We start from the raw sequence: 20,849 nt of genomic DNA, 5'->3' as shown, positions 1-20,849 counted from the left end.
AGAATTTTAGCAAATAAAAAATTTAAGTTAAGTTTTTAGTTTATGATACCAAAGTAGATAAATAAGTGTTCCGCTTAAAGGGAATAGACTTGATATTAACAATGTTTTTATAGAAGTCTCGTATATTACCCAACAGCAAAAAGATACAGCCACACCTCCAATTAAAAATTTGCAGTAGCTTTTGTCTTGTATATTAACTTTGAGAAAAGCAAGGCTACATGCTAAGTAGATAAACAAAAATGACACCACAGAGATATCAATTATTGAAGTTACTTGCTCAGCAAAACTTTTGTTTGACGTTAGGATAAGTAAAACTAACACCCCCAAAGTACTGAGTATTATTCCCCATAATGGAGCATCATGCTTATTTTTTTTGCCAAAAAATTGAGGCATTAACTTGTCTTTTGCAAGGCCTAAGGTGACCTGTCCATCAGCTAAAAACCAAGCATTTAAATTACTTACAGAAACGATAAAGGCAACAACAGAAACAATTAAATGCCAATTACCTGGAAGCATAATTTTTATCGCATCAACATATGGTGCTTTTGAACTAGCTAGTTCATTACCACTTATCAATCCCATAATTGAAAGACTATTGATGAAATATATCACAGCAACACAGACTGTTCCAAGCACTATAGCCCTTGGTATTGTTTTAGAGGGATTATTGACAGATCCTGCAGGTGCCGTTGCTGATTCAAGTCCAATAAAACACCATAGAGTAAGGAGTGTAGAGCGCGCAAGGACTTGAGACATCGTAAAGTTTGATACTTCCTCACTTACAACAAAATTATTTCTATCAAAGAAAAATAATCCTGCTATGGGTATTGCAAGAAGTGCGATAATTTTAACAATGGTCAGAAGAAGCTCAACATGCCCAGCAGTAGTTACCCCTCTTAAGTTTATTAGCATGATAGCTAAAATTAATGTTATTTCTAAAAGCAAACGTATATCTTGTATATCATTATGAAAAAGCGGGGCTAAATAACCGATACTTGCAATTGTCACAGCTGTTGAGCTTACCCACGAGCTTACCCAATATGTCCAGCCAACAAAAAAAGCTGCTGTAGAGCCAAAGGCATGTTTCACATAAATATGAGGACCACCCGTTTCTGGAAATTTTGCGCAGAGTGAAGCAAAAACTAAAGCAAGAGATATAGCACCAAATCCTGATATAACCCAGCTTATGAGGCTATAAGCGCCGTATGGTGCAAGGCTGATTGGGAGCATAAAAATTCCAGAGCCAATTTGGCTACTAATCACCAAGGCAAAAATAGCAAAAAAGCCTATTTTATTTGACACGACAATGTTTAATTTTTATCTGAATAATTAACAATATAGTTGAAGCTCAGAAATTTCAATTGGTCTTTACAAAATTTGCATTTTTTTAATTTAAGCATATAATAAAAAGTATATTAATAGATTATTAAGAAGCGGGGTATGAATCCAAGGTTAAAAGATTTTTTGATTATTTGTGGGGGTATTTTATTGTTTGTTTCCGCTATTGGAGCAATTTTTTTATTTGAATATTTATTTGATATCTTTATTAATGCGCTTTATGCATTCCTTCTTGCCAAAACTTCAAGTGAAGTATTAGCATTTTTTGGAACACTTGCAATTTTTTTAGCTGTTGGCGTTTCATGCTACGGACTGCATAAGCTCTGTTCTATTTTTACAGAAAAAATTACAAGCAGCTATCAGTCTTTCAAAAATGAAAATAGTGATGATAACATTTTTTCTGAAGTATATAATGATCCAACAGTAGGGTTAAAAGATAAGATTTTATTTTTTTCTATATACTCAATATACTACATTCAATTACCATTTTTGTATTGTGCATCAAAGATATCAGAACTTAGTAGAATGTTATCAGAGAGTAGAGCGCTCGGTCTTAGAATATGTTTAGTGCTTATCAATACTATATTATTGATCCCTGTAGCGCTTCTTGAGTTAATAAAGTATCCATTAATAAAGCTCTTCTCGCCTCTGGGTTTAAGTGTAAAGCAAATGAGCTTTTTGTTTAATGTAAGTGATGTAGGTACTGGTAATCAGAATGTTCATACTAGAAGTTTTGAGCAAAGTGTTATTGAGTGTGCCAAAAAATTAAAGGAAGAATATGGGACTCCGTCAAATGAGCTGGATGAAGAGTTTAAAACTATATAGGCGGTTTGACAAATCAGCAGAAAGAACTGATAGCGCCTTATTTGAAGGTAGATAATTATAGAGAAGGAGAATGGGTAAGGTGGGTAGATTCCAAAACCGGACTGACATTAACACAGGCCATAAATCTAGTTTTAATTGCAGCAACAAAGCAAAATGCAGATGTAGAGCTGTTGAAATCCATATTGCTGGTTCGTTTTGAGGAAAGTAATCGCCAATGTGGTCCTGGAATGCTTAATCGTATCATTTATGCATTAAGTGGCCTTGAAGCAGAAAATAATTTTGCAGCTCAACTAGAGCCTCAGATAATAGGAGAATTGGCCGGTAATGCTACTAAAAGATTTCTTGAGAGATCTGTAGATAAGCACTACTTTAAAATAAAAATTTTAAAAGAAAATTTTGATGACTTATATTCGCTAGGTTCTGAAGTGGATTTGAGCAATGCAAATGATGAAGTAAAGGATGGAATTTCTCATATGAGAAGTGCTATAAAAGAATTTGTATTTAAAGAGTTATATGTGAAGTTTTATAATGACTATGGAGAACATATTCGTAGAGGACAGATAAAACAAAAGCTAAGGGAATTAATAACAGGTGAAGTCGTAGATGCAGCAATATATGGTAAGATAGATGAAGTAGCAATACCTGCAGAACCATCCACTTGCCTTGAAAGAGTGAAAGCATTTTTGGGAAATATAGCAAGGTTTTCTGCTGCTTAGCACGCCTCTAGAGTTTACTAAACTTTGATTGTGAGTTAGGTGTGAAGCTAAAAATTGGTATTTACGATTAACTCACAGCAAACTAAACGATGGCAACCTAGTCACCCTCTAATTTTTCCTTATTGATTCGTAGCAGGTTCTTTGCTATGGTTATGAAAAGAAACCTCATCAGTATACTTTGATAGGTGAGTATTATATATGATAATATTGATAACAAATGATGATGGTTTTGAGAGTGAAGGAATAAGATTACTTAAAGAAATTGCACACAATTTTGCATCGGAAGTATGGATAGTGGCACCAGATACTGATAGGAGTGGAGCTGCAAGGTCTCTTGACTATCCAGTAAAGCAATTTATTAAAATAAGTCAACATAGTGAAAGGGAGTTTAGTGTGTCTGGTACTCCCGCAGATTGTGTCATTATCGCGTTAAATAAAATTATGAATAAAAAACCAGACTTAATATTATCTGGAGTAAATATTGGATCAAATGTCGGCGATGATATTTGTTATTCAGGCACAATCGGTGCTGCAATGGAAGGTGCTGCAAGATCTATACCTTCTATTGCGCTGAGCCAAGTTTATCATGATAAAATAGACTGGAACAATACAAAGATTTTTGCACCAAAGGTTATTGCCAAGCTAATGAAAGTTGGTTGGCCTAAAGATATAGTGATGAGTATAAATTTTCCTGCTACAGAAAAAGTGAAAGGGGTCGAATTTGCTGAACAAGGTGAATATAACATTGATGGTGATTTAACTTTTACTGAAAACTTAAATGGTTCTTTGAGCTTAAATTGGTCTCGGGAACACTCAGGCAGTGGTAGTGTAGATAAAATAAAAGGAGGTTTTATTACTATTACACCGATAAAATTAGATTTTACAGATTATGATATATTAAATGCTATGAAAAATTCTTGTGCAGAGGAATTTTCTTCTATAGCTAACACTCCTATTGCTTCTGATTAGATATTTTCTACGGTTTTATCGCGAGCAATCATTTTTTCTTCACCCGTGTCCATATTTTTAATTTTTAAAGTTTTACTGCTTAGCTCTTCATCACCAAAGATTAATACAACTTTTGCATTTGCTTGATTTGCTTTTTTCATTCGGGTTTTTAGAGTTCCACTATATTCGTAAATCACATATAAACCATTTCTGCGTAATTCACTTGCAAGTGTTAGAGCATGTTCTTCAGCTTCTCCACCGATTGGAATTATATAAATAGGCCTCTCTTTTTTTTCAGCATAGTTGATTAATTCCATTATACGCTCAATCCCCCCTGCAAATCCTATTGCTGGAGTGTGTTTTCCACCTACTGAAGATACTAGATTATCGTATCTTCCACCGGCAAAAACTGCTCCTTGTGCACCTAAATCTTCTGTGACAAATTCAAATACTGTGTGACAATAATAGTCTAGACCTCGAACTAATTTGCTATTTACAGTGTAAGGTATGCCAAGAGCTTGCAGTCCATTTAACACCTGGTCAAAGAAATATGAAGATTCTTTTGTATAATAATCACTGATTTTTGGTGCGTCAGAGATTATTTCTTTATCTGTCTTATCCTTAGAGTCTAATATTCTGAGTGGGTTTTTAATCAATCTATTTTGACTATCTTCTGATAGGTCATTTTGAAACTTTTTTAAATACGATATCAAAGCTTCTCTATACTGAGTTATTGTTTCACTATCACCCAGAGAGTTGATTTCCAGCTTTACATTTTTATTGATGCCAAATTCAGTTAGTAAGTGCTGAGCGAGTGATATCAATTCAATATCAGCTTTTGGATCTTCTATGCCAAAAACCTCAAAATTTATCTGATGAAATTGCCTTTGTCTTCCCTTTTGCGGTCTTTCATAGCGAAATGCAGGCCCTATTGAAAATAATTTTATCGGCGCTTGTAGTTTTTTTTCAATGAGTAACCTAACAATAGCTGCAGTGAACTCAGGACGCAGAGTTATGCTCTTTCCCCCTTTATCAATAAAAGTATACATCTCTTTAGTGATAATATCTGAGCTATCACCTAAAGTCTTTGTAAAGACTTCTGTGTATTCAAATATCGGAGTTTGAACAGGTAAAAAGCCGTATAAACTTGAGATTCTGCTTGCTGTTTGCTCTATGTGTTTAAACTTGTACCATTCATCAAACAGGAGATCTTTTGTTCCTCTAACTGTTTGATTAGTCATAGCATAGTCTCTATACCTGAAACTTCTGGTATGTGATAGCTTAGCATATTCTGCACTCCTTGTTTTAAGGTAATTGCAGCACTTGGGCACCCAGAGCAAGCTCCTTGCAGTTCAACGTAAACTATTCCGTCTTTATAGCCACGGAACTTGATATCACCACCATCTTGAGCAACTGCAGGTTTAATATAACTTTCCATCAATTCTTTTATTCTATTTACAATTTCTATATCATTTTCATTAAAGAATTCTTCCTCTAGCATTTTATTATCACTTACTCCTTCTTTATCAAATGCTTTTCCACCAGAAGTAAAGTGATCCATAATTGTAGTTAAAATTTCCACCTTTACTATATCCCAATTCATTCTATCTGATTTTGTTACCGAAATAAAATCATGACCAAAAAATACTCTTACAACATGTTCTATTTGAAAAAGATTTACTGCTAGTTTGGAGTTCTTTATTTCATCTGCATTTGAAAAATCAGCTGTTTCTCCTTCGCTCAGAATTTCAAAACCAGGAAGAAATTTCAGCGTGTTTGGGTTTGGTGTTTCTTCAATCTGGATAAACATGTTATTTACCATGACAATTATAATTGTTACTATTTAATCATAAAATGATAAAAAAATATACATGTCATTCATCTTCTTCCTTTTTTTGATATTCACAATAATCACGTTTGTTTTACCTAGCGTTGTTGTATTTTTTCTCTTTTTGGCAAAGAGAAATAACATAAGTTTTATGATGCACTCTATATTAAGTAAGTTTTTGAACGAATTTAACAGCAGTAAAAGTTACACCAAAAATTACACTGGTGATAATATGTCCAAAGATGAAGCATTAAAAATACTGGGGCTGAATTCCGAGGCAAGCCAAAATGAAATCAATAAGGCATACCAAAATTTAATGAAACTGGTCCATCCAGACAAGGGAGGCTCGGAATATTTTGCACAAAAGTTAAACGCAGCACGTGATAGGTTGATGAAGACCTAATTTTAACTATTGTTTTCTCTGTAAATTTTGCTTGTACATATTAAGTTGCATGATATAAAACCGGAAACATTATTCTTTAGGAGGTATTTGATGAAAAAACTTGAGAGATTGAGAAAGAATTTATTTGCGGCTATAGATGAGCTTAATATTAATAAAGTTAAAAGATATGTTAAAAAGGCAAGATATATAAATAAAGAAAAAGAGATTATTAATGGTAAAAAAGATGGTATGGCACCTATACATCTTGCTGTTTATAGAGGTAGCTTAGAGATAGTGCGGTTTTTGCTTAAAAATAATGCTAATATTAATGCTGTTAGTGATGGATGTCTTGTTCCTTACTCGTACGTTACTGCCATGAATAGAAAAGCAGAAATAAAAGAAATGATATATCATTGTACTAGTAGTACCACTTCCCAAGTAATGCAAGGTTTTACAGCTTTACACTTAGCCTTTTTTTATTGTCGATTAGATATCGCGAATCTTCTGCTCAATAATAACACTATTAATATTAAAAATGCAAATGGCAAAACGGCATTTGAGGTTATCCCTGGTTATGAAAGTCTTTGCAGTGATGGCTGTGACATAGAAAAAATATTCTTAGCTGTGTTAAAATTTCATAAAAATAATTGTACAGAACTATTACTTTCTGCTAGAATAAATACTAAATTAGAGTTAGAAGCTGGTGATACTCCAGATGCAGCAAGTAGTATAGCAAACCCTTTCTCAACCTCCACCAGGGCAAATACTAAGATAGGATTGGAAGCTGGTGATACTCCAAATCCTGCACCAAGCAGTGCAGTAAAACCTTTTTCTTTTATTAATAGTATATTTAGTTGGGTAACCACTGCCACACTCAATGGCTTATTCAGCAGTGCTCCTACTTTACTTCCTGCACAGCAATTTGTTGATCACTTAGCTGGTAGCCCAATTGGTTCTTCACAAGTTGATTTTAATGCAACAGCTCTACTAGTTGATGTAGTGGTCAAAAAGTTCACAGGGAAAAAGTATTCAAGACTACTGGACAATCCACCTCTGACAAAACTTGATATTATAGAAAAAAAACTCGAGACGGCAATTAGTAGTTGTGAAAAACTTTATCAATGTCCTGAAAGTTCATTAAGCAATTTAACGATATCTAAAAGTATGCATCAAAAGTCCCTTCAAATCAGTTAAAATAAGCTCTCTAATTCGAGTGCTTATTTACAAAACTTATCCCTTATTTCCTCTTCTAAAGCAGATTGCTTATTATCAAGTAATAAAAATTATGAATTAGGGGCTTAAAATATTTTGCAAAAAAGTTACGTGATAGATTGCTGAAGACCTAATTTTTAACTATTGAAATTTTTCTCTGTAAATTTTGCTTGTATATATCAAATTGTGTGATACAAAATCGGGAACGTTGTCTTTTAGGAGATATTTGATGCAAGGGATGCAAAAACGGATAAAAACTGAGAACTTTGTAAATGAGTTATTTATTGCCATAAAAGAGCATAGTCTTCTAAAAGCTAACATATGTATCAGAAGTGCAGTGTACATGAACCTAAGAAAGCAGATTTTTATTGGTGAAAAATACGGTATGAAACCTATAAGTTTTGCTGTGAAAGAAAATAGCTTAAAGATATTGAGGTTTTTGGTTAATAACGGCGCCAATGTTAATGCTGCTAGTAGTGAAAGCTTGAGAGTTGCATTGCACGTTGCTGCTGAATATGGCAGAGAAGATGCAGGACAGCTTCTACTTAGTCGTTATGCTAAGATCAATTTGCAAGATATAACGGGTAAGGTGCCTTTGCACTTAGCGTCTTTCCATTGCCAAGTGGCAATGGTGGAACTTCTTATCAAGCATGATGCTAATATTTATATAAGAGATGCGGGTGGTAGAATACCACTAGATGTTGTTGGAGATGATCCAAAATCTATATGTACTAGTAATACAAGGCAAAAAATAATATCTACATTAAAATGTGCTGATAAAGAAGTTAATTGTCAGACATTAGCTTCTAGAGCAAATCCTAAGGTAATAGAAGCTAGGAATTACTTTAGCTATCATGATAATAGTACAAATGCGTTAAGCAGCGCAGTAAAACCTTCTTCTTTTATTAATAGTATGTTTAGTTATGTGAGAACTTCAATTACTGCTGTACTCAGTAGCCTATTTCAAAGTACCCCTGCTTTACCTCCTGCACAGCAATCTATTGCACATTCAACTGGAAGCTCAATTGGTTCTTCACAAGTTGATTGTAATGGAATAATTCTGCTAACTGCTGTAGCAATAAGTAAGTTCACAGGGAAAAGATATTCAATGCCACTGGATGATTCACTTTTAACGATAAGACAGGTTAAAGAAAGAAAACTTAATTCTCTAGAAAGAGATGTCAAGATGGCACTTAGCAAGTGTGACAAGCTTCATCAGTATCCTGAAAGCTCACTGAGCAACTTCACAATATCTAAAGGCGTGCATCATCAAAAGCACCTCTAAATCAGTTAAACTAAGCACTCTAATTCGAGTGCTTATTTACAAAACTTATCCCTTATTTCCTTTTCTAAAGCAGATTGCTTCTTATTAAGAGCAAAAAAATTTGAATAATGAAGCTCAGCATATTTTGTACAAAAGTTAACGTGGTAGGTTGCTGAAGACCTAATTTTTAACTATTGAAATTTTTCTCTGTAAATTTTGCTTGCACATATTAAGTTGCATGATATAAACCCGGGAGATTCTCTTTTAGGAGGTATTTGATGGAAAAACAAAAAATAATTGAGATTTTAGGAAGAAAATTAGTTTCTGCTATAAGCAGAGGTGATTTTCAGAAAGTTAAAGAATGTATTAAAGAGATAGAGTATGAACAAATAAAAAATGAAGTTTTGAATTATGAAAGATACTATATGAAACCTATACATCATGCTACTCTCTTGGGTAATTTAAAGATATTAGAGTTTTTATGTAACAGCGGTGCTGATGTTAATACTACTATTAGTAATCGATATTTGAGTACTCCCTTGCACATTGCTGCTAGACATGATAAACTAGAAATAGCAAAGTTTTTACTTGATCGTGATGCTAACATCAATGCTACAAATTATAAAGGCTTTACACCTCTGTACTTAGCATCTGACCACTGTCATTTAAATATGGTAAAACTCCTACTCTGCAAGGGTGCTGATGCTAGTATTCAAAGTCAGTATGGCAAAACAGCATTAGATGTTGTTGGAAATGCTAGAAAAGATGAATGTAGTAGTAGTGAAATTCAAAAAATAGAATCTGTATTGAGCAGTTCTACTGAAGCTGACTGTGAAGCAAAATTAACTTCTATAAAAGCAGGTATTAAAGACGCTAACGACAGCACAGATTTTGTAAGTAGTGCAGCGAGTCTTCAATTATCCCCTACCAAAGCAATTAAGATAGAATTGGAAGTTAGTAATACCAAAAACTTGGCAAGTAGCACAGTGAACTCTTCCTCCACTCCTACCAGAGCAGATTTTAAAGAAGCTAGCAGCATCACAAGCGGTGCAGTAAAACCTTCTTCTTCTATTAATAGTATATTTAGTTGGGTAACCACTGCCACACTCAATGGCTTATTCAGCAGTGCTCCTACTTTACTTCCTGCACAGCAATCTGTTGACCACTTAGATCGTAGCCCAATTAGTTCTTCACAAGTTGATTGTAATGGAATAATTCTACTAACTGCTGCAGCAATGAGTAAGTTCACAGGAAAAAAATATTCAAGGACACTGGACAATTCACTTCTCACAATAGAAGAAATTAGAGAAAGAAAGCTTAACACTATAGAAAAAAACTTCGAGACAGCACTTAGTAAGTTTAAAAAACTTTATCAATGTCCTGAAAGTTCATTAAGCAATTTAACGATATCTAAAGGTATACATCAAAAGTCCCTTTTAATCAGTTAAAATAAGCACTCAAGCTTGAGTGCTTATTTTCGTATAATCCTCTTTAAGTTAAAGCTCTTATATGTTGAGAATAAGCTGCTAAGCAATTTAAGCAAACTAAGGAGGCTTATGGTGTTTTGTACAAAAACTAAATGTAGCACGTGATCAAATAACAATCTCTTACGTTGTAAATTTTTTTTAATTTTACATATAAATTTCACTAGCATATGCCCAAATTATGTGGTATAAGGGCAAAAATTTTATCCTTTAGGAGGGTTATGGTTACAAAAACAGAAGTTGAAAAATGGAGAGATGGGTTACGTTCTGCAGTAAAGGAACGTGATTTTCAAAAAGCTGAGGAGTATATTAGAGAAGGAAAGACACATACTACTAATGTTATTAACTCTAAAGATAGAAATGGTAACTCACCTTTATCGATTGCTGTTAGTAAACAAGATTTAGAAATGATGAGGTTTTTAATTGAGAATGGTGCAGATGTTAATATTGAGGACTTTTTTCGTGTGCCTCCTATATACTATGCTGTTACAAAGGGCACCAAAAAAATGATAGAGCTTCTAATCGATAAAAAGGCTAGCATTAGTGGTTATTTTTCATATGCTGGTGAAAAACGTACTCTTATAGGCTGGGCTATAGATAAAAATAGTTCGGAAAAAGTAGAGGTCCTACTTAAACATGGTGCTAGTCCAGATGGCAAATTTGATTTTAATGATTCTTCACAAGATTCGTGTCTACATATTGCCATTCAGAAAGATTACCAAAAAATAGTAGAGCTTCTTATTGAATATCATGCTGACGTCAATGTTCAAAACAGACGGGGGCACACACCTATATATTTGGCTATTAGTTTAAAACGTCCAAAAATAATGAAGCTGTTATACGATAGTGGTGCTGATATTGATAATGTTAAGGATATAAGGAACGAGACACCATCAGATTATGTTAAGTTATTTTATCCCGGTAAAACGATAAAAGAGATTGTTGCAGAAGCAGAGAGTGCCAATGTAAACCCAGGTGATACTACTCTTGCACCAAGTAGTGCAGTAAGACCTTCTTCTTTTATTAATAGTGTATTTAGTTGGATGGGAACTTCAACAACTGCTGCACTCAGTAGCTTATTTCAGAGTGCCCCTGCTTTACCTCCCGCACAGCAATCTGTTGCACATTTGACTGGAAGCCCAATTGATTTTTCGCAAGTTGATTTTAATGGAACAGCTCTGCTAGCTGACGTGGTAATCAGAAAGTTTATCGGGAGGAAATATTCAAGACCATTGGATGATTCACTTTTGACATTGGAGCAAATTAGAGAAAGAAAGGTTAGTGCTATAGAAAGGGATATCAAGATGGTAATTAGTGAGTTTGAAAAACTTGATCAATGTCCTCGAAGTTTATTAAGCAATTCAACAATATCTAAAGGTGTATGTCATCAAAAATCCCTTTAAAACAAGCACTCAAATTTGAGTGCTTGTTTTTGTGAAATCTACTCTTTAAACTTAAACTTTTTATTGTTTATTAGCGTTAAATTGTTACAATACAATGAGTTAAGATGACAAAGCTTTAAGTTATGGAAGATGATAGCAAAAAAAAAATAATAGAAGAAAAAGGTATATTAGGTTGGATAGAGTATAGACTGCCTATATTTTCTTTTCTAAAACATACTGCTTCTTATCAAGTACCAAAAAATTTAAATTATGCTTGGAATTTTGGTTCTTTAGCTGGTATAGCGCTGATTTTACAAATAATAACAGGTATATTTCTTGCCATGCACTACACTCCGCATGTTGATCATGCATTTAATAGTGTGGAGCGTATAATGCGTGACGTAAGTTATGGATGGCTAATACGTTATACTCATGCTGTTGGGGCGTCGCTCTTCTTTATGGTGGTCTATGTTCATATCATGCGTGGATTATATTACGGATCTTATAAGAGACCGCGAGAAATGGTATGGTTTATTGGCATATTTATATTTTTTGCAATGATGGCAACTGCCTTTATGGGATATGTTCTTCCATGGGGACAAATGAGTTTTTGGGGTGCAACAGTTATAACTAATTTATTCTCGGCTATACCTTTAATTGGTGATAAAATAGTTATATGGCTATGGGGAAGTTTCTCTGTTGATAATCCAACGCTCAATCGTTTTTTTGCGCTGCATTATCTTATGCCTTTCATTATTATCGCTTTAGCTATGTTGCATGTTGTTGCTCTGCATAGGTTTGGCTCTAATAATCCAAGTGGAATAGAAGTCAGGTCAGATAAGGATACCATTCCTTTTTATCCTTACTATATAGCAAAGGACTGCATAACTTTTGGTTTATTTTTTATAATTTTATTTGCATTTGTTTTTTATGCCCCTAATTATCTTGGGCATCCTGATAATTATATAGAGGCTGATCCTATGGTAACTCCAGTACATATAGTGCCAGAGTGGTATTTCTTACCTTTTTATGCGATGCTGCGTTCAATTCCAAATAAACTTATTGGTGTACTTACCATGTTTGGATCTATTTTAGTGTGGTTTCTTTTGCCTTGGCTTGATAAATCAAAGGTTAAAAGTGGTTCCTACCGTCCATTATTTAAGAAATTTTTTTGGGTTTTTGCAATAAATTTTGCATTTCTTGCCTGGCTTGGGGGACAAGAAGTTAAGGAGCCTTACATTACTTTAAGTAGGCTCTCAACTCTTTATTATTTTTCATATTTTGTGATAATTTTACCTTTACTTAGTAAGTATGAGAAACCAAAAAAATTACCAAAAACAATAAGCGATTCCGTGCCGGAGATGAAGTGATGCTATTGGTTAAAGTTGCTGTGTTTTGTGTATTATTTTTCGCTAATTCTTTGTCTGCAGAGGAGTTTAAACCTTTACCAAATAAGAAAATCGACTGGAGTTTTGATGGAATTACTGGATCTTTCGATAGAGAGTCAATTCAGCGTGGCTATAAAGTATACAAGGAAGTCTGTGCTGCTTGCCATTCAATGAATAGAATAGCGTTTCGTAATTTGCAAGATGTTGGTTTTTCTGAAGAGGATGTAAAACAAATTGCAGCCTCTTACCAAGTTAAAGATGGTCCGAATGATTTGGGTGAAATGTTTGATAGGCCGGGAGTGTCTTCGGATTATTTTATTGCACCTTTTGATACAAAAGAAGCAGCTGCAGCAAGCAACAATGGAGCAATTCCACCGGACTTATCATTAATTGTCAAAGCAAGACATGATGGTGCAAATTATGTCTATTCACTACTAATTGGTTATCAAAACGGTGAACATGATGAGAACGGTTTATATTTTAATCCATATTTTTCAACAGGCAGGTTAGCTATGGCACCACCACTCTCTGAAGGAATGGTAGAATATGATGGTACAAGGCAAGCCACAGTTGAAAATATGGCATATGATGTGGTAAATTTCTTACAATGGGCAGCAGAGCCAGAACTGGAGCGCCGACATAAACTTGGGCTAAAAATAGTGACATATTTTATAATTTTGACGGTGTTTTTTGTATTAACCAACAACAGGATTTGGAGCAGGCTCTATAAAAAGAAAAAATAGAGTTTTTTATGTTCATTCTTTCATACCTTATTTACACTAGCAAATGTATTGTATAGTAATAAATACATTATGAAAATATAAAGGTATGGAATTTCAAATAGTTACACATTTTCAGCCAGCTGGAGATCAACCACAGGCAATAGACAACTTAGTTGCAGGGTTAAATAGTAATAAAAGAGATCAGGTTTTACTTGGAGTAACTGGCTCTGGAAAAACTTTTACTATGGCAAATGTTATTGCAAGAACAAACAGGCCTGCGTTAATTATGGCACATAATAAAACTTTAGCGGCGCAGCTTTACGAGGAGATGAGAGGATTTTTTCCTCACAATGCTGTTGGATACTTCATTTCTTATTATGATTATTATCAGCCTGAGGCTTATTCACCACAAACAGACACTTATATTGAAAAAGACTCTTTAATAAATGAAAGAATTGATATGCTACGCTATTCTGCTATATGCTCTCTTTTGGAGCGTAGGGACACGATTGTAGTTGCGAGTGTTTCTTGTATATATGGTCTTGGTTCGCCTGAGAGCTATCTCAGCATGACCTTGACTTTAAGTGCTGGAGATAAGATTCATGTTAATGACTTTCTGAATAATTTAGTTAATCTCCAATATAAACGTTCTGATGTCAGATTTGAGCGAGGATATTTCAGAGTGCGCGGCGATATTATTGATATATTTCCTGCCTATTATGAAAATAAAGCTTGGCGTTTATCATTGTTTGGTGATGAAATAGAGGAAATTTCTGAGATTGATGCCATGAACAGCAATATTATCAGATGCATAGATACAGTCACCATTTTTCCAAATAGCTATTACACTACATCACGTGAGACTCTTTTGCAAGCAGTTCAATTGATTAAAAAAGAACTACATGAACGCCTGGATTATTACTATTCACAGAACAAAATTGTTGAAGCAAAACGCCTTGAGCAGCGTACTAATTTTGATATTGAAATGATGATGGCAACGGGAGTGTGTAAAGGTATTGAAAATTATTCGCGTTATCTTTACGGAATGAAAGCCGGAGATCCACCGCCTACATTGTTTGAGTATTTACCTAAAGATGTAATTTTATTTGTTGATGAAAGCCATGTAACCGTTCCCCAGATAGGTGCAATGTATAGCGGTAATGAAGCACGTAAAAAGAAATTGATAGATTATGGTTTTAGGCTACCTTCTGCTTTTGATAACCGTCCATTAAAATTGGAAGAGTGGGAGGCAATACGGCCACAGACTATTTACGTTTCGGCTACTCCAGGAAAATATGAATTAGAAAAGACTAATCACGCATTTATAGAGCAAGTTATCCGCCCAACAGGACTGACAGATCCCATCTGCACCATAAAACCAACAGAGAGTCAGGTTGATGATGTGATTCACGAGGCGCAAGTAACAATAAAAAAAGGATTTTGTATTCTAATTACCACATTGACAAAAAAAATGGCTGAAAAGCTAGCTGAGCATATGAGTGAGCTCAGTATGAAAGTAACTTACCTACATTCAGATATTGGTGCACTGGAAAGAATTGAAATTATATGCAAATTAAGATCTAAAGAAATAGATGTTCTTGTTGGCGTTAACTTGTTGCGGGAAGGTCTTGATATTCCCGAGTGTGGATTGGTTGCAATTTTAGATGCTGACAAAGAAGGGTTTTTACGATCAGAGACTTCGCTCATTCAAACGATAGGTCGTGCTGCACGAAATGTTGAAGGCAGAGTAATTTTATATGCAGACAAAATTACTAATTCTATGGATCGTGCACTGAAAGAAACTGAAAGGAGAAGAAAGAAACAGACAGAGCATAATACACTGCATAATATTGTACCAAAAACTATAATAAAGCCTATATCAAATACTTTACAGGAAAAAGTGGTGATTGAGAATTTTAGCAAGGATGATCTAAATAGTTTGAAAAAGCAAATGTTGAAGCATGCTGAAAATTTAGAGTTTGAAGAGGCAGCAAAAATAAAAAGTATTATTGAAAGGTTTAATAATAGATCCACTGCATAATTAGAAAAAAGATGAATAATTAATAGCTAAACTGACTTTGATTTATCAACAATTTGAAAAAACATCATCTAAGTGGCAGAAAAATGAGCCAGTTCATGATAATTTCAAATTTTCACCTTTTATCTTATAGGTAATGATTGTTGAACTTATTTCTTTCTTGAGATTATGTACAGACTCTAACAAATTAAATCTCACAACAAATTTGTTGTTTCATAGCTTTTATATCATACTATAATTGCAACTGTTTTAACAATAATCAGAGCCTAAAAGAGGTTTATTATCAATGGACTATTTATAAAAAATCTTATGGAAAATAAAGCTTGGTTCATTTGGCTAATCAGTAACTTGATTGTTGTATTCAGCAATATGCAGATAATCTACACCTTTATAAGCGTGAATCTTGAAAAAGAACTTGGGCTCACGATTGCGCAAGTTGCACTAGCTAATTCAGCATATACTTGGACTTTTGCTATCTCACAATTTTTTAGTGGGGCAATGTTTAATGTTTTTTCCAGCAAAAAAATTTATTTTTTCTCATTGTCAATCATGCTCTTTGGTTTTTTTGTCCTTATCAAGAGTGACAATTTTGCCCATTTAATTTTATCTCAATTTTTGATCGCAATTGGAGCATCGTTTGGTTTTGTTGGCGCTGCTCATGTAAGTAGCACATATTTTCCCCTTACTCAATTTGGACTGATGTTCTCACTAGTGCAGACAATTTCAAGTCTTTCTGCTTTGATGATTCAAATGTGCTTCTCTAGCTTGCTTGCCGAAGGTGCAGATTGGAAAAATCTTATTGTATGCGTAATATTATTTGGCGTATCGATATTCGTACTTATGTTTTTTTATCCGAAAGGACTTTCAAAAAAAAATTTGGGGGAATACACAATAAAGAGCTCTATAAAAACAGTAATATGTTCTGTACTAACAGTGCTAAAATTAAGAGATATCTGGATAACCTCAATAGTGGGTGCTATTACTTTTGGAACATTTTTAGCGCTTAATATGCTGTGGGCACCAAGGTTACTAAGCAACTTAGAACTCAATACAATGGAGTTAGGTGTGGCAACTGCAATATTGTGGCTTGGTCTTGCAGTTGGTGCTCCAATTGCAGATCTAATCTCAAATCTATTTAAAAATAGAAGGCACGTAATCTCTGCTTTTGCCACATTGCAAAGTATTTCAGCTATTATTTTACTATGCGGTAATTTAACAGTTCATATTATATACTTTTGTATGTTAATGTTTGGTTTTTTTGCAGGAGGACATATGCTTAATTTTACTGTTGGTAGTGAGATTGTTGAGCAGAAGTATATTAGCACATCATCATCCATTATCAATGGATTTATGTTTGTTATGAGTGGAATTTTAGTGTCAATTTTAGCACTTTTTTCAGATCATCAAATGGCGCTTTTCACAATATTTGCAATGTTAACATTTGCTAGTATTTTTAATTATGCTACAAAAGAAACATACTATAAAAATAAAGTAGCTGAATCTTGAGTCGATTGTTATATTATATTAACATACTGTAATAAATTATGACAACAAAAGACACAACAGTAACTAAGGCAACAATAGCTGAATGTATAAACCAGGAAATTGGATTATCGAAAGAAGACTCTATTGCAATAATAGATGACATATTGGATGAGATAAAAACGAGCTTAGCAAAGGATGGAATAGTAAAAATATCTTCATTTGGAACATTTTTGGTTAAAAACAAGAAAGAAAGACCAGGAAATATACCAAAGACATCGGAAAGGGTAGTAATTAAAGCGAGAAAATCAATTTCTTTTAGACCTTCAAAAATGATGAAGAAATTAATAAACAACCGATGAATAAGGAAAAATTATTTTACACAATTGGAGAAGTAGCTGAAGAACTACATTTGGAGCAGCATGTTTTAAGATTCTGGGAAAGTCAATTCCATCAAATTAAACCCATAAAACGGAAGGGAAGAAGACTATATGATCATAAGTGTATAGAGGCAATAAAGAAAATAAAATATATGCTATATGACAAAGGATATACAATAAAAGGAGTACAAAAGGAATTTGGTAACGATGTAAGAATTGATCATTATTCAAGAAATTTGTTGAAAGAACTTACCGATTTAAGAGACTATTTGACTGATAAAATAAATGAAGAAAGTAATAAATAGACGAAAAACACTATAAAGTTTTGTGAAAGTTGATATATCTAGAGATAAGTGTATGTGTCGTATAGCCTTGTTCTTTATATTATCAGCAATAATGATAAGCTGTGGCCTGCAAAAACCTGCACCTGTACTACTTAAAGGCGAAGAATTTTATGGGAAAAGAGACCTAGAGTACACAAGGGAGTATCATTTGATTAAAGAAAATGTTGATTCTTCGCTGCGAAAAGAAAGTAGAAAAGCCTTTGTAGATAAGGTATATAACAATAATGCACAAAGCATGTGTAAATTTGTAATACCGGTTAAAGGTGCAGTTACCTCTTCTGATAAAATATGTCAAGATGGCATAAAAATTACTGCTCAAAGTGGAACAAAGGTTATTGCTTCTGCACCTGGCAAAGTAATATACGTAGGCAAAGGCCTGAGGTGGTACGGAAATTTAATTATAGTGGAACATAAAGATAATTACATGACTATGTACTCCTATTTAAAAAACATACAAGTTGAAATTGGTGATAAAGTAAAACAAGGTCAAGTAATTGGATCTGCAGGTAAATCAAGCACACAAGATAAAGATCCGCAGATGTGTTTCACAATAAGGCATAATGGTCAAGCAGTCGATCCTTTAGTACATATAAACTGTGATTGAATTTATGAAATATGATTTTAAAAACGTTGAAAAATTCTACCAAAATAAGTGGGATTTTTCTGTAAGCAAAGATAGTAAAAAGAAGAAATGTTACGTGTTGGAAATGTTTCCATATCCATCTGGTAAGATTCATATGGGGCACCTGCGTAACTATGCAATAGGAGATGTTATAGCACGTTACAAGAGAGCTCATGGATTTGAGGTTTTGCACCCAATTGGCTGGGATGCGTTTGGATTACCAGCTGAAAATGCAGCAAGGGACAATAATATTAACCCTGCAGCGTGGACAAAAGAGAATATAGACAATATGCGTGCACAGCTAAAATCTATAGGTCTTTCCTACAATTGGAATCACGAGCTTTCCACATGTGAGCCTGATTATTACAAACACGAACAGAAATTTTTTCTGGATTTTTTAAAGCATGGTCTTGCCTATCGAAAAGAGTCGTGGGTTAATTGGGATCCAGTGGACCAAACAGTGCTTGCAAATGAGCAAGTGGTTGATGGAAAAGGATGGCGATCAGGTGCAGTTGTTGAAAAACGTAAGTTATTCCAATGGTTTTTAAAGATTACTGATTTTGCTGAAGATTTGCTTCATTGTCTGCAAAGTTTAAAAAATTGGCCAGAAAAAGTCAAAACTATGCAAGAGCGCTGGATAGGAAAATCTGAAGGGGCAACTATAGATTTTGAAATAGTTGGCCTGAATAAGAAATTAAAGATTTTTACAACTTCTCCTCATACTTTATTTGGAGCTTCTTTTCTTGCAGTAGGAGCAGAGCACCCTATTGTACAAGACCTTAAGGACAAAGAAATAAGAGACTTTATTGGTAATATGAAGGCAAAGGGGGAGAATGATGAAAAAATTGGAATTTACACTGGACTGAACGTCAGGCACCCATTTCTCGACAAGGAATTACCAATTTATATAGCGAATTTTGTGTTGATGGAGTATGGAGAAGGTGCGATTTTTGGTTGCCCTGCACATGATCAGCGTGATTTTGAATTTGCACAGAAGTATGGTTTACCGATTATTCCTGTAGTTTGTGAAGAGACCAAAGAGATCTTAAAAGAACCGTACTTCGGTGATGGAGTGATGTTCAATTCTGAATTCTTAAACGGACTAATGATTAATGAGGCAAAGGAAGTAATCATTAAAAAGCTTGAAGAAAAAGGAATAAGCAAAAAAACAGTAAACTACCGTTTGCATGATTGGGGAATTTCAAGGCAACGTTATTGGGGATGTCCTATACCTGTTATATATTGTAAAGATTGTGGAATTGTTCCAGTTCCAGAAAAAGACCTCCCTGTTGTTCTACCAACGGATGTAGAATTTACAAGTGGTGGTAATCCCCTGGACAAGCACCCAACCTGGAAATTTGTTGATTGTCCAAAGTGCGGAAAGCAAGCAGAACGTGAAACTGATACATTTGACACTTTTTTTGAATCTTCTTGGTATTTTGCTGCATTTTGCAGTGAAAATAAATCGATTAATAAAGATACTTGTAATCGTTTTATGCCTGTTGATTATTACATAGGTGGAATAGAACATGCAATTCTACATTTGCTTTACTCAAGGTTTTTCTGCCGTGCTTTAACTAAATGTGGCTATTTTGACATTAAAGAGCCTTTCTCTACTTTAATCACTCAAGGAATGGTCTGTCATGTAACTTATAAAGATGAGAATGGCAAATGGCTCTTTCCCGAAGAAGCAAAAGAGTTGATTGCGAAGGGTACTAAGATCCAAGTTGGAAAAGTCGAAAAGATGAGCAAGTCGAAAAAGAACACAGTTGACCCAAACTTTATCATAGAAAAATACGGTGCTGATACTGCTCGTTTGTTTGTATTATCTGACACTCCTCCGGAAAAAGATATGGAATGGTCTGATGATGGAGTGGAAGGTTGTTTTCGCTACATAAATAAATTGTGGCGTATGGTAGTGCAACTTAGGACCGTAAACATACACTATGATAATGAAAACATTGTAGGTAAACTCCTAGAGTACAGAAAAAAAATCCATAAACTATTGCAAGGACTTACAGATGACTTGGAAAACTGCAGATTAAACTGTGTGGTAGCAAAGTTTCGTGAAATGACAAATTTAATAGCTGAAATAGACGTAAAAACTGGAAAATCTCTTATTGATGAAGGTATATGCATACTAATCAGAGTAATTGAGCCATTCATGCCACACCTGGCTGAAAATTTATGGCAAGAAATAGGAGGTGAAGGCATGCTATATCTAAAGCCTTGGCCACAAGCTGATGAATCACTACTAATTGATAATATGGTGACTGTAGCAGTGCAGATCAATGGAAAGTTACGTGCGACCATTGAAGTGGCAACTGATTTACCTCAAGAAAAATTGAAGAAAATAGCAACAGATTCTGTATCTAACAAAATCGATCAAAGCAAAATTCGCACTATATATGCTGTACCAAATAAGATAGTAAACATAGTTATATAAAAATTTTGAGTAGCATGTCGCTAATTTCGTAGGTATACTTTTTTTGAT

Annotated in this window: 19 protein-coding genes; 16 read left to right on the top strand and 3 right to left on the bottom strand. The window is 34.2% G+C overall.

Features of this window, described 5'->3' with window-relative positions; translation table 11 throughout:
* Positions 1-27: 27 nt before the first annotated feature.
* Positions 28-1,302, bottom strand: a complete 1,275-nt coding sequence (locus tag ABWU28_RS06335; protein ID WP_012481896.1) for an APC family permease — start codon at positions 1,300-1,302, stop codon at positions 28-30.
* A gap of 138 nt (positions 1,303-1,440) precedes the next feature.
* Between ABWU28_RS06335 and ABWU28_RS06330 the strand changes: the two genes are divergently transcribed.
* The 3 genes from ABWU28_RS06330 (at position 1,441) to surE (ending at position 3,848) form a co-directional block, all read left to right on the top strand.
* On the top strand, positions 1,441-2,163 hold the full coding sequence (locus ABWU28_RS06330) for a hypothetical protein (protein WP_353275159.1): 723 nt from the start codon (positions 1,441-1,443) through the stop codon (positions 2,161-2,163).
* 5 nt (positions 2,164-2,168) lie between these two features.
* Positions 2,169-2,879 (top strand): hypothetical protein, encoded by a 711-nt coding sequence (locus tag ABWU28_RS06325; protein ID WP_353275158.1) that lies wholly within the window; start codon positions 2,169-2,171, stop codon positions 2,877-2,879.
* A gap of 198 nt (positions 2,880-3,077) precedes the next feature.
* Positions 3,078-3,848: a 5'/3'-nucleotidase SurE gene (gene surE / locus ABWU28_RS06320; protein ID WP_213863802.1), complete on the top strand. Its 771-nt coding sequence runs from the start codon at positions 3,078-3,080 to the stop codon at positions 3,846-3,848.
* On the opposite strand, the gene hisS is transcribed toward surE, so the two are convergent.
* Both hisS and ABWU28_RS06310 read right to left on the bottom strand, forming a co-directional pair.
* The gene (hisS, locus tag ABWU28_RS06315) at positions 3,845-5,068 is read right to left on the bottom strand and encodes a histidine--tRNA ligase (RefSeq protein ID WP_007302144.1); all 1,224 of its coding nucleotides are present in this window, start codon (positions 5,066-5,068) and stop codon (positions 3,845-3,847) included. The two genes, surE and hisS, sit on opposite strands and share 4 nt — an antisense overlap.
* Positions 5,065-5,637: a NifU family protein gene (locus tag ABWU28_RS06310; protein WP_006015115.1), complete on the bottom strand. Its 573-nt coding sequence runs from the start codon at positions 5,635-5,637 to the stop codon at positions 5,065-5,067. The genes hisS and ABWU28_RS06310 overlap by 4 nt, the downstream gene beginning before the upstream one ends.
* A gap of 169 nt (positions 5,638-5,806) precedes the next feature.
* Between ABWU28_RS06310 and ABWU28_RS06305 the strand changes: the two genes are divergently transcribed.
* From ABWU28_RS06305 to leuS, 13 genes are all read left to right on the top strand, one after another.
* A complete protein-coding gene (locus ABWU28_RS06305; protein ID WP_230440382.1) occupies positions 5,807-6,058 on the top strand; it encodes a J domain-containing protein in 252 nt (83 codons plus the stop codon).
* 90 nt (positions 6,059-6,148) lie between these two features.
* Complete coding sequence (locus ABWU28_RS06300; protein ID WP_353275157.1) at positions 6,149-7,231, top strand: ankyrin repeat domain-containing protein; 1,083 nt, start codon at positions 6,149-6,151, stop codon at positions 7,229-7,231.
* A gap of 247 nt (positions 7,232-7,478) precedes the next feature.
* Complete coding sequence (locus ABWU28_RS06295; RefSeq protein WP_052264827.1) at positions 7,479-8,534, top strand: ankyrin repeat domain-containing protein; 1,056 nt, start codon at positions 7,479-7,481, stop codon at positions 8,532-8,534.
* Positions 8,535-8,791: 257 nt separating this feature from the next.
* Entirely contained in the window at positions 8,792-9,961 is a 1,170-nt protein-coding gene (locus tag ABWU28_RS06290; RefSeq protein ID WP_214303204.1) for an ankyrin repeat domain-containing protein, read from the top strand.
* A 257-nt stretch (positions 9,962-10,218) separates the two neighbouring features.
* Positions 10,219-11,400 carry an ankyrin repeat domain-containing protein gene (locus ABWU28_RS06285; RefSeq protein WP_353275156.1) on the top strand — a complete coding sequence of 394 codons (1,182 nt, stop codon included), beginning with the start codon at positions 10,219-10,221 and terminating at the stop codon, positions 11,398-11,400.
* Between the two features lie 122 nt (positions 11,401-11,522).
* Complete coding sequence (locus ABWU28_RS06280) at positions 11,523-12,749, top strand: cytochrome b (RefSeq protein ID WP_353275155.1); 1,227 nt, start codon at positions 11,523-11,525, stop codon at positions 12,747-12,749.
* Positions 12,749-13,510, top strand: coding sequence for a cytochrome c1 (locus tag ABWU28_RS06275; RefSeq protein ID WP_052264708.1), 762 nt, complete (start codon positions 12,749-12,751; stop codon positions 13,508-13,510). The genes ABWU28_RS06280 and ABWU28_RS06275 overlap by 1 nt, the downstream gene beginning before the upstream one ends.
* An 85-nt stretch (positions 13,511-13,595) precedes the next feature.
* Entirely contained in the window at positions 13,596-15,530 is a 1,935-nt protein-coding gene (uvrB, locus tag ABWU28_RS06270; protein ID WP_007302152.1) for an excinuclease ABC subunit UvrB, read from the top strand.
* A gap of 306 nt (positions 15,531-15,836) precedes the next feature.
* A complete protein-coding gene (locus tag ABWU28_RS06265; RefSeq protein ID WP_254229426.1) occupies positions 15,837-17,033 on the top strand; it encodes an MFS transporter in 1,197 nt (398 codons plus the stop codon).
* A gap of 38 nt (positions 17,034-17,071) precedes the next feature.
* Positions 17,072-17,371, top strand: a complete 300-nt coding sequence (locus ABWU28_RS06260; RefSeq protein WP_007302154.1) for an integration host factor subunit alpha — start codon at positions 17,072-17,074, stop codon at positions 17,369-17,371.
* Entirely contained in the window at positions 17,368-17,694 is a 327-nt protein-coding gene (locus ABWU28_RS06255; RefSeq protein ID WP_012481900.1) for a MerR family transcriptional regulator, read from the top strand. Before ABWU28_RS06260 ends, ABWU28_RS06255 begins: the two co-directional genes overlap by 4 nt.
* Before the next feature lie 52 nt (positions 17,695-17,746).
* On the top strand, positions 17,747-18,337 hold the full coding sequence (locus tag ABWU28_RS06250; protein WP_064085749.1) for a murein hydrolase activator EnvC family protein: 591 nt from the start codon (positions 17,747-17,749) through the stop codon (positions 18,335-18,337).
* A 4-nt stretch (positions 18,338-18,341) separates the two neighbouring features.
* The gene (leuS, locus tag ABWU28_RS06245; RefSeq protein ID WP_353275154.1) at positions 18,342-20,801 is read left to right on the top strand and encodes a leucine--tRNA ligase; all 2,460 of its coding nucleotides are present in this window, start codon (positions 18,342-18,344) and stop codon (positions 20,799-20,801) included.
* The last annotated feature ends 48 nt before the right edge of the window (positions 20,802-20,849 follow it).

The sequence above is a fragment of the Wolbachia endosymbiont (group B) of Pilophorus perplexus genome (assembly GCF_964028155.1).
GTDB lineage: Bacteria > Pseudomonadota > Alphaproteobacteria > Rickettsiales > Anaplasmataceae > Wolbachia.
The sequence above is the reverse complement of the archived record's forward strand: the minus strand, read 5'-3'. Positions and strand labels throughout refer to the sequence as shown.

Excerpts from the sequence above, each read along its gene's own strand:
- ABWU28_RS06260 (WP_007302154.1), top strand. The coding sequence starts at position 17,072 with ATGACAACAAAAGACACAACAGTAACTAAGGCAACAATAGCTGAATGT.
- ABWU28_RS06250 (WP_064085749.1), top strand. The coding sequence starts at position 17,747 with ATGTGTCGTATAGCCTTGTTCTTTATATTATCAGCAATAATGATAAGC.
- ABWU28_RS06300 (WP_353275157.1), top strand. The coding sequence starts at position 6,149 with ATGAAAAAACTTGAGAGATTGAGAAAGAATTTATTTGCGGCTATAGAT.
- ABWU28_RS06295 (WP_052264827.1), top strand. The coding sequence starts at position 7,479 with ATGCAAGGGATGCAAAAACGGATAAAAACTGAGAACTTTGTAAATGAG.
- uvrB (WP_007302152.1), top strand. The coding sequence starts at position 13,596 with ATGGAATTTCAAATAGTTACACATTTTCAGCCAGCTGGAGATCAACCA.
- ABWU28_RS06330 (WP_353275159.1), top strand. The coding sequence starts at position 1,441 with ATGAATCCAAGGTTAAAAGATTTTTTGATTATTTGTGGGGGTATTTTA.
- ABWU28_RS06305 (WP_230440382.1), top strand. The coding sequence starts at position 5,807 with ATGATGCACTCTATATTAAGTAAGTTTTTGAACGAATTTAACAGCAGT.
- ABWU28_RS06280 (WP_353275155.1), top strand. The coding sequence starts at position 11,523 with ATGGAAGATGATAGCAAAAAAAAAATAATAGAAGAAAAAGGTATATTA.
- ABWU28_RS06285 (WP_353275156.1), top strand. The coding sequence starts at position 10,219 with ATGGTTACAAAAACAGAAGTTGAAAAATGGAGAGATGGGTTACGTTCT.
- leuS (WP_353275154.1), top strand. The coding sequence starts at position 18,342 with ATGAAATATGATTTTAAAAACGTTGAAAAATTCTACCAAAATAAGTGG.
- ABWU28_RS06275 (WP_052264708.1), top strand. The coding sequence starts at position 12,749 with ATGCTATTGGTTAAAGTTGCTGTGTTTTGTGTATTATTTTTCGCTAAT.
- ABWU28_RS06255 (WP_012481900.1), top strand. The coding sequence starts at position 17,368 with ATGAATAAGGAAAAATTATTTTACACAATTGGAGAAGTAGCTGAAGAA.
- ABWU28_RS06290 (WP_214303204.1), top strand. The coding sequence starts at position 8,792 with ATGGAAAAACAAAAAATAATTGAGATTTTAGGAAGAAAATTAGTTTCT.
- ABWU28_RS06310 (WP_006015115.1), bottom strand. The coding sequence starts at position 5,637 with ATGTTTATCCAGATTGAAGAAACACCAAACCCAAACACGCTGAAATTT.
- hisS (WP_007302144.1), bottom strand. The coding sequence starts at position 5,068 with ATGACTAATCAAACAGTTAGAGGAACAAAAGATCTCCTGTTTGATGAA.
- ABWU28_RS06265 (WP_254229426.1), top strand. The coding sequence starts at position 15,837 with ATGGAAAATAAAGCTTGGTTCATTTGGCTAATCAGTAACTTGATTGTT.
- surE (WP_213863802.1), top strand. The coding sequence starts at position 3,078 with ATGATAATATTGATAACAAATGATGATGGTTTTGAGAGTGAAGGAATA.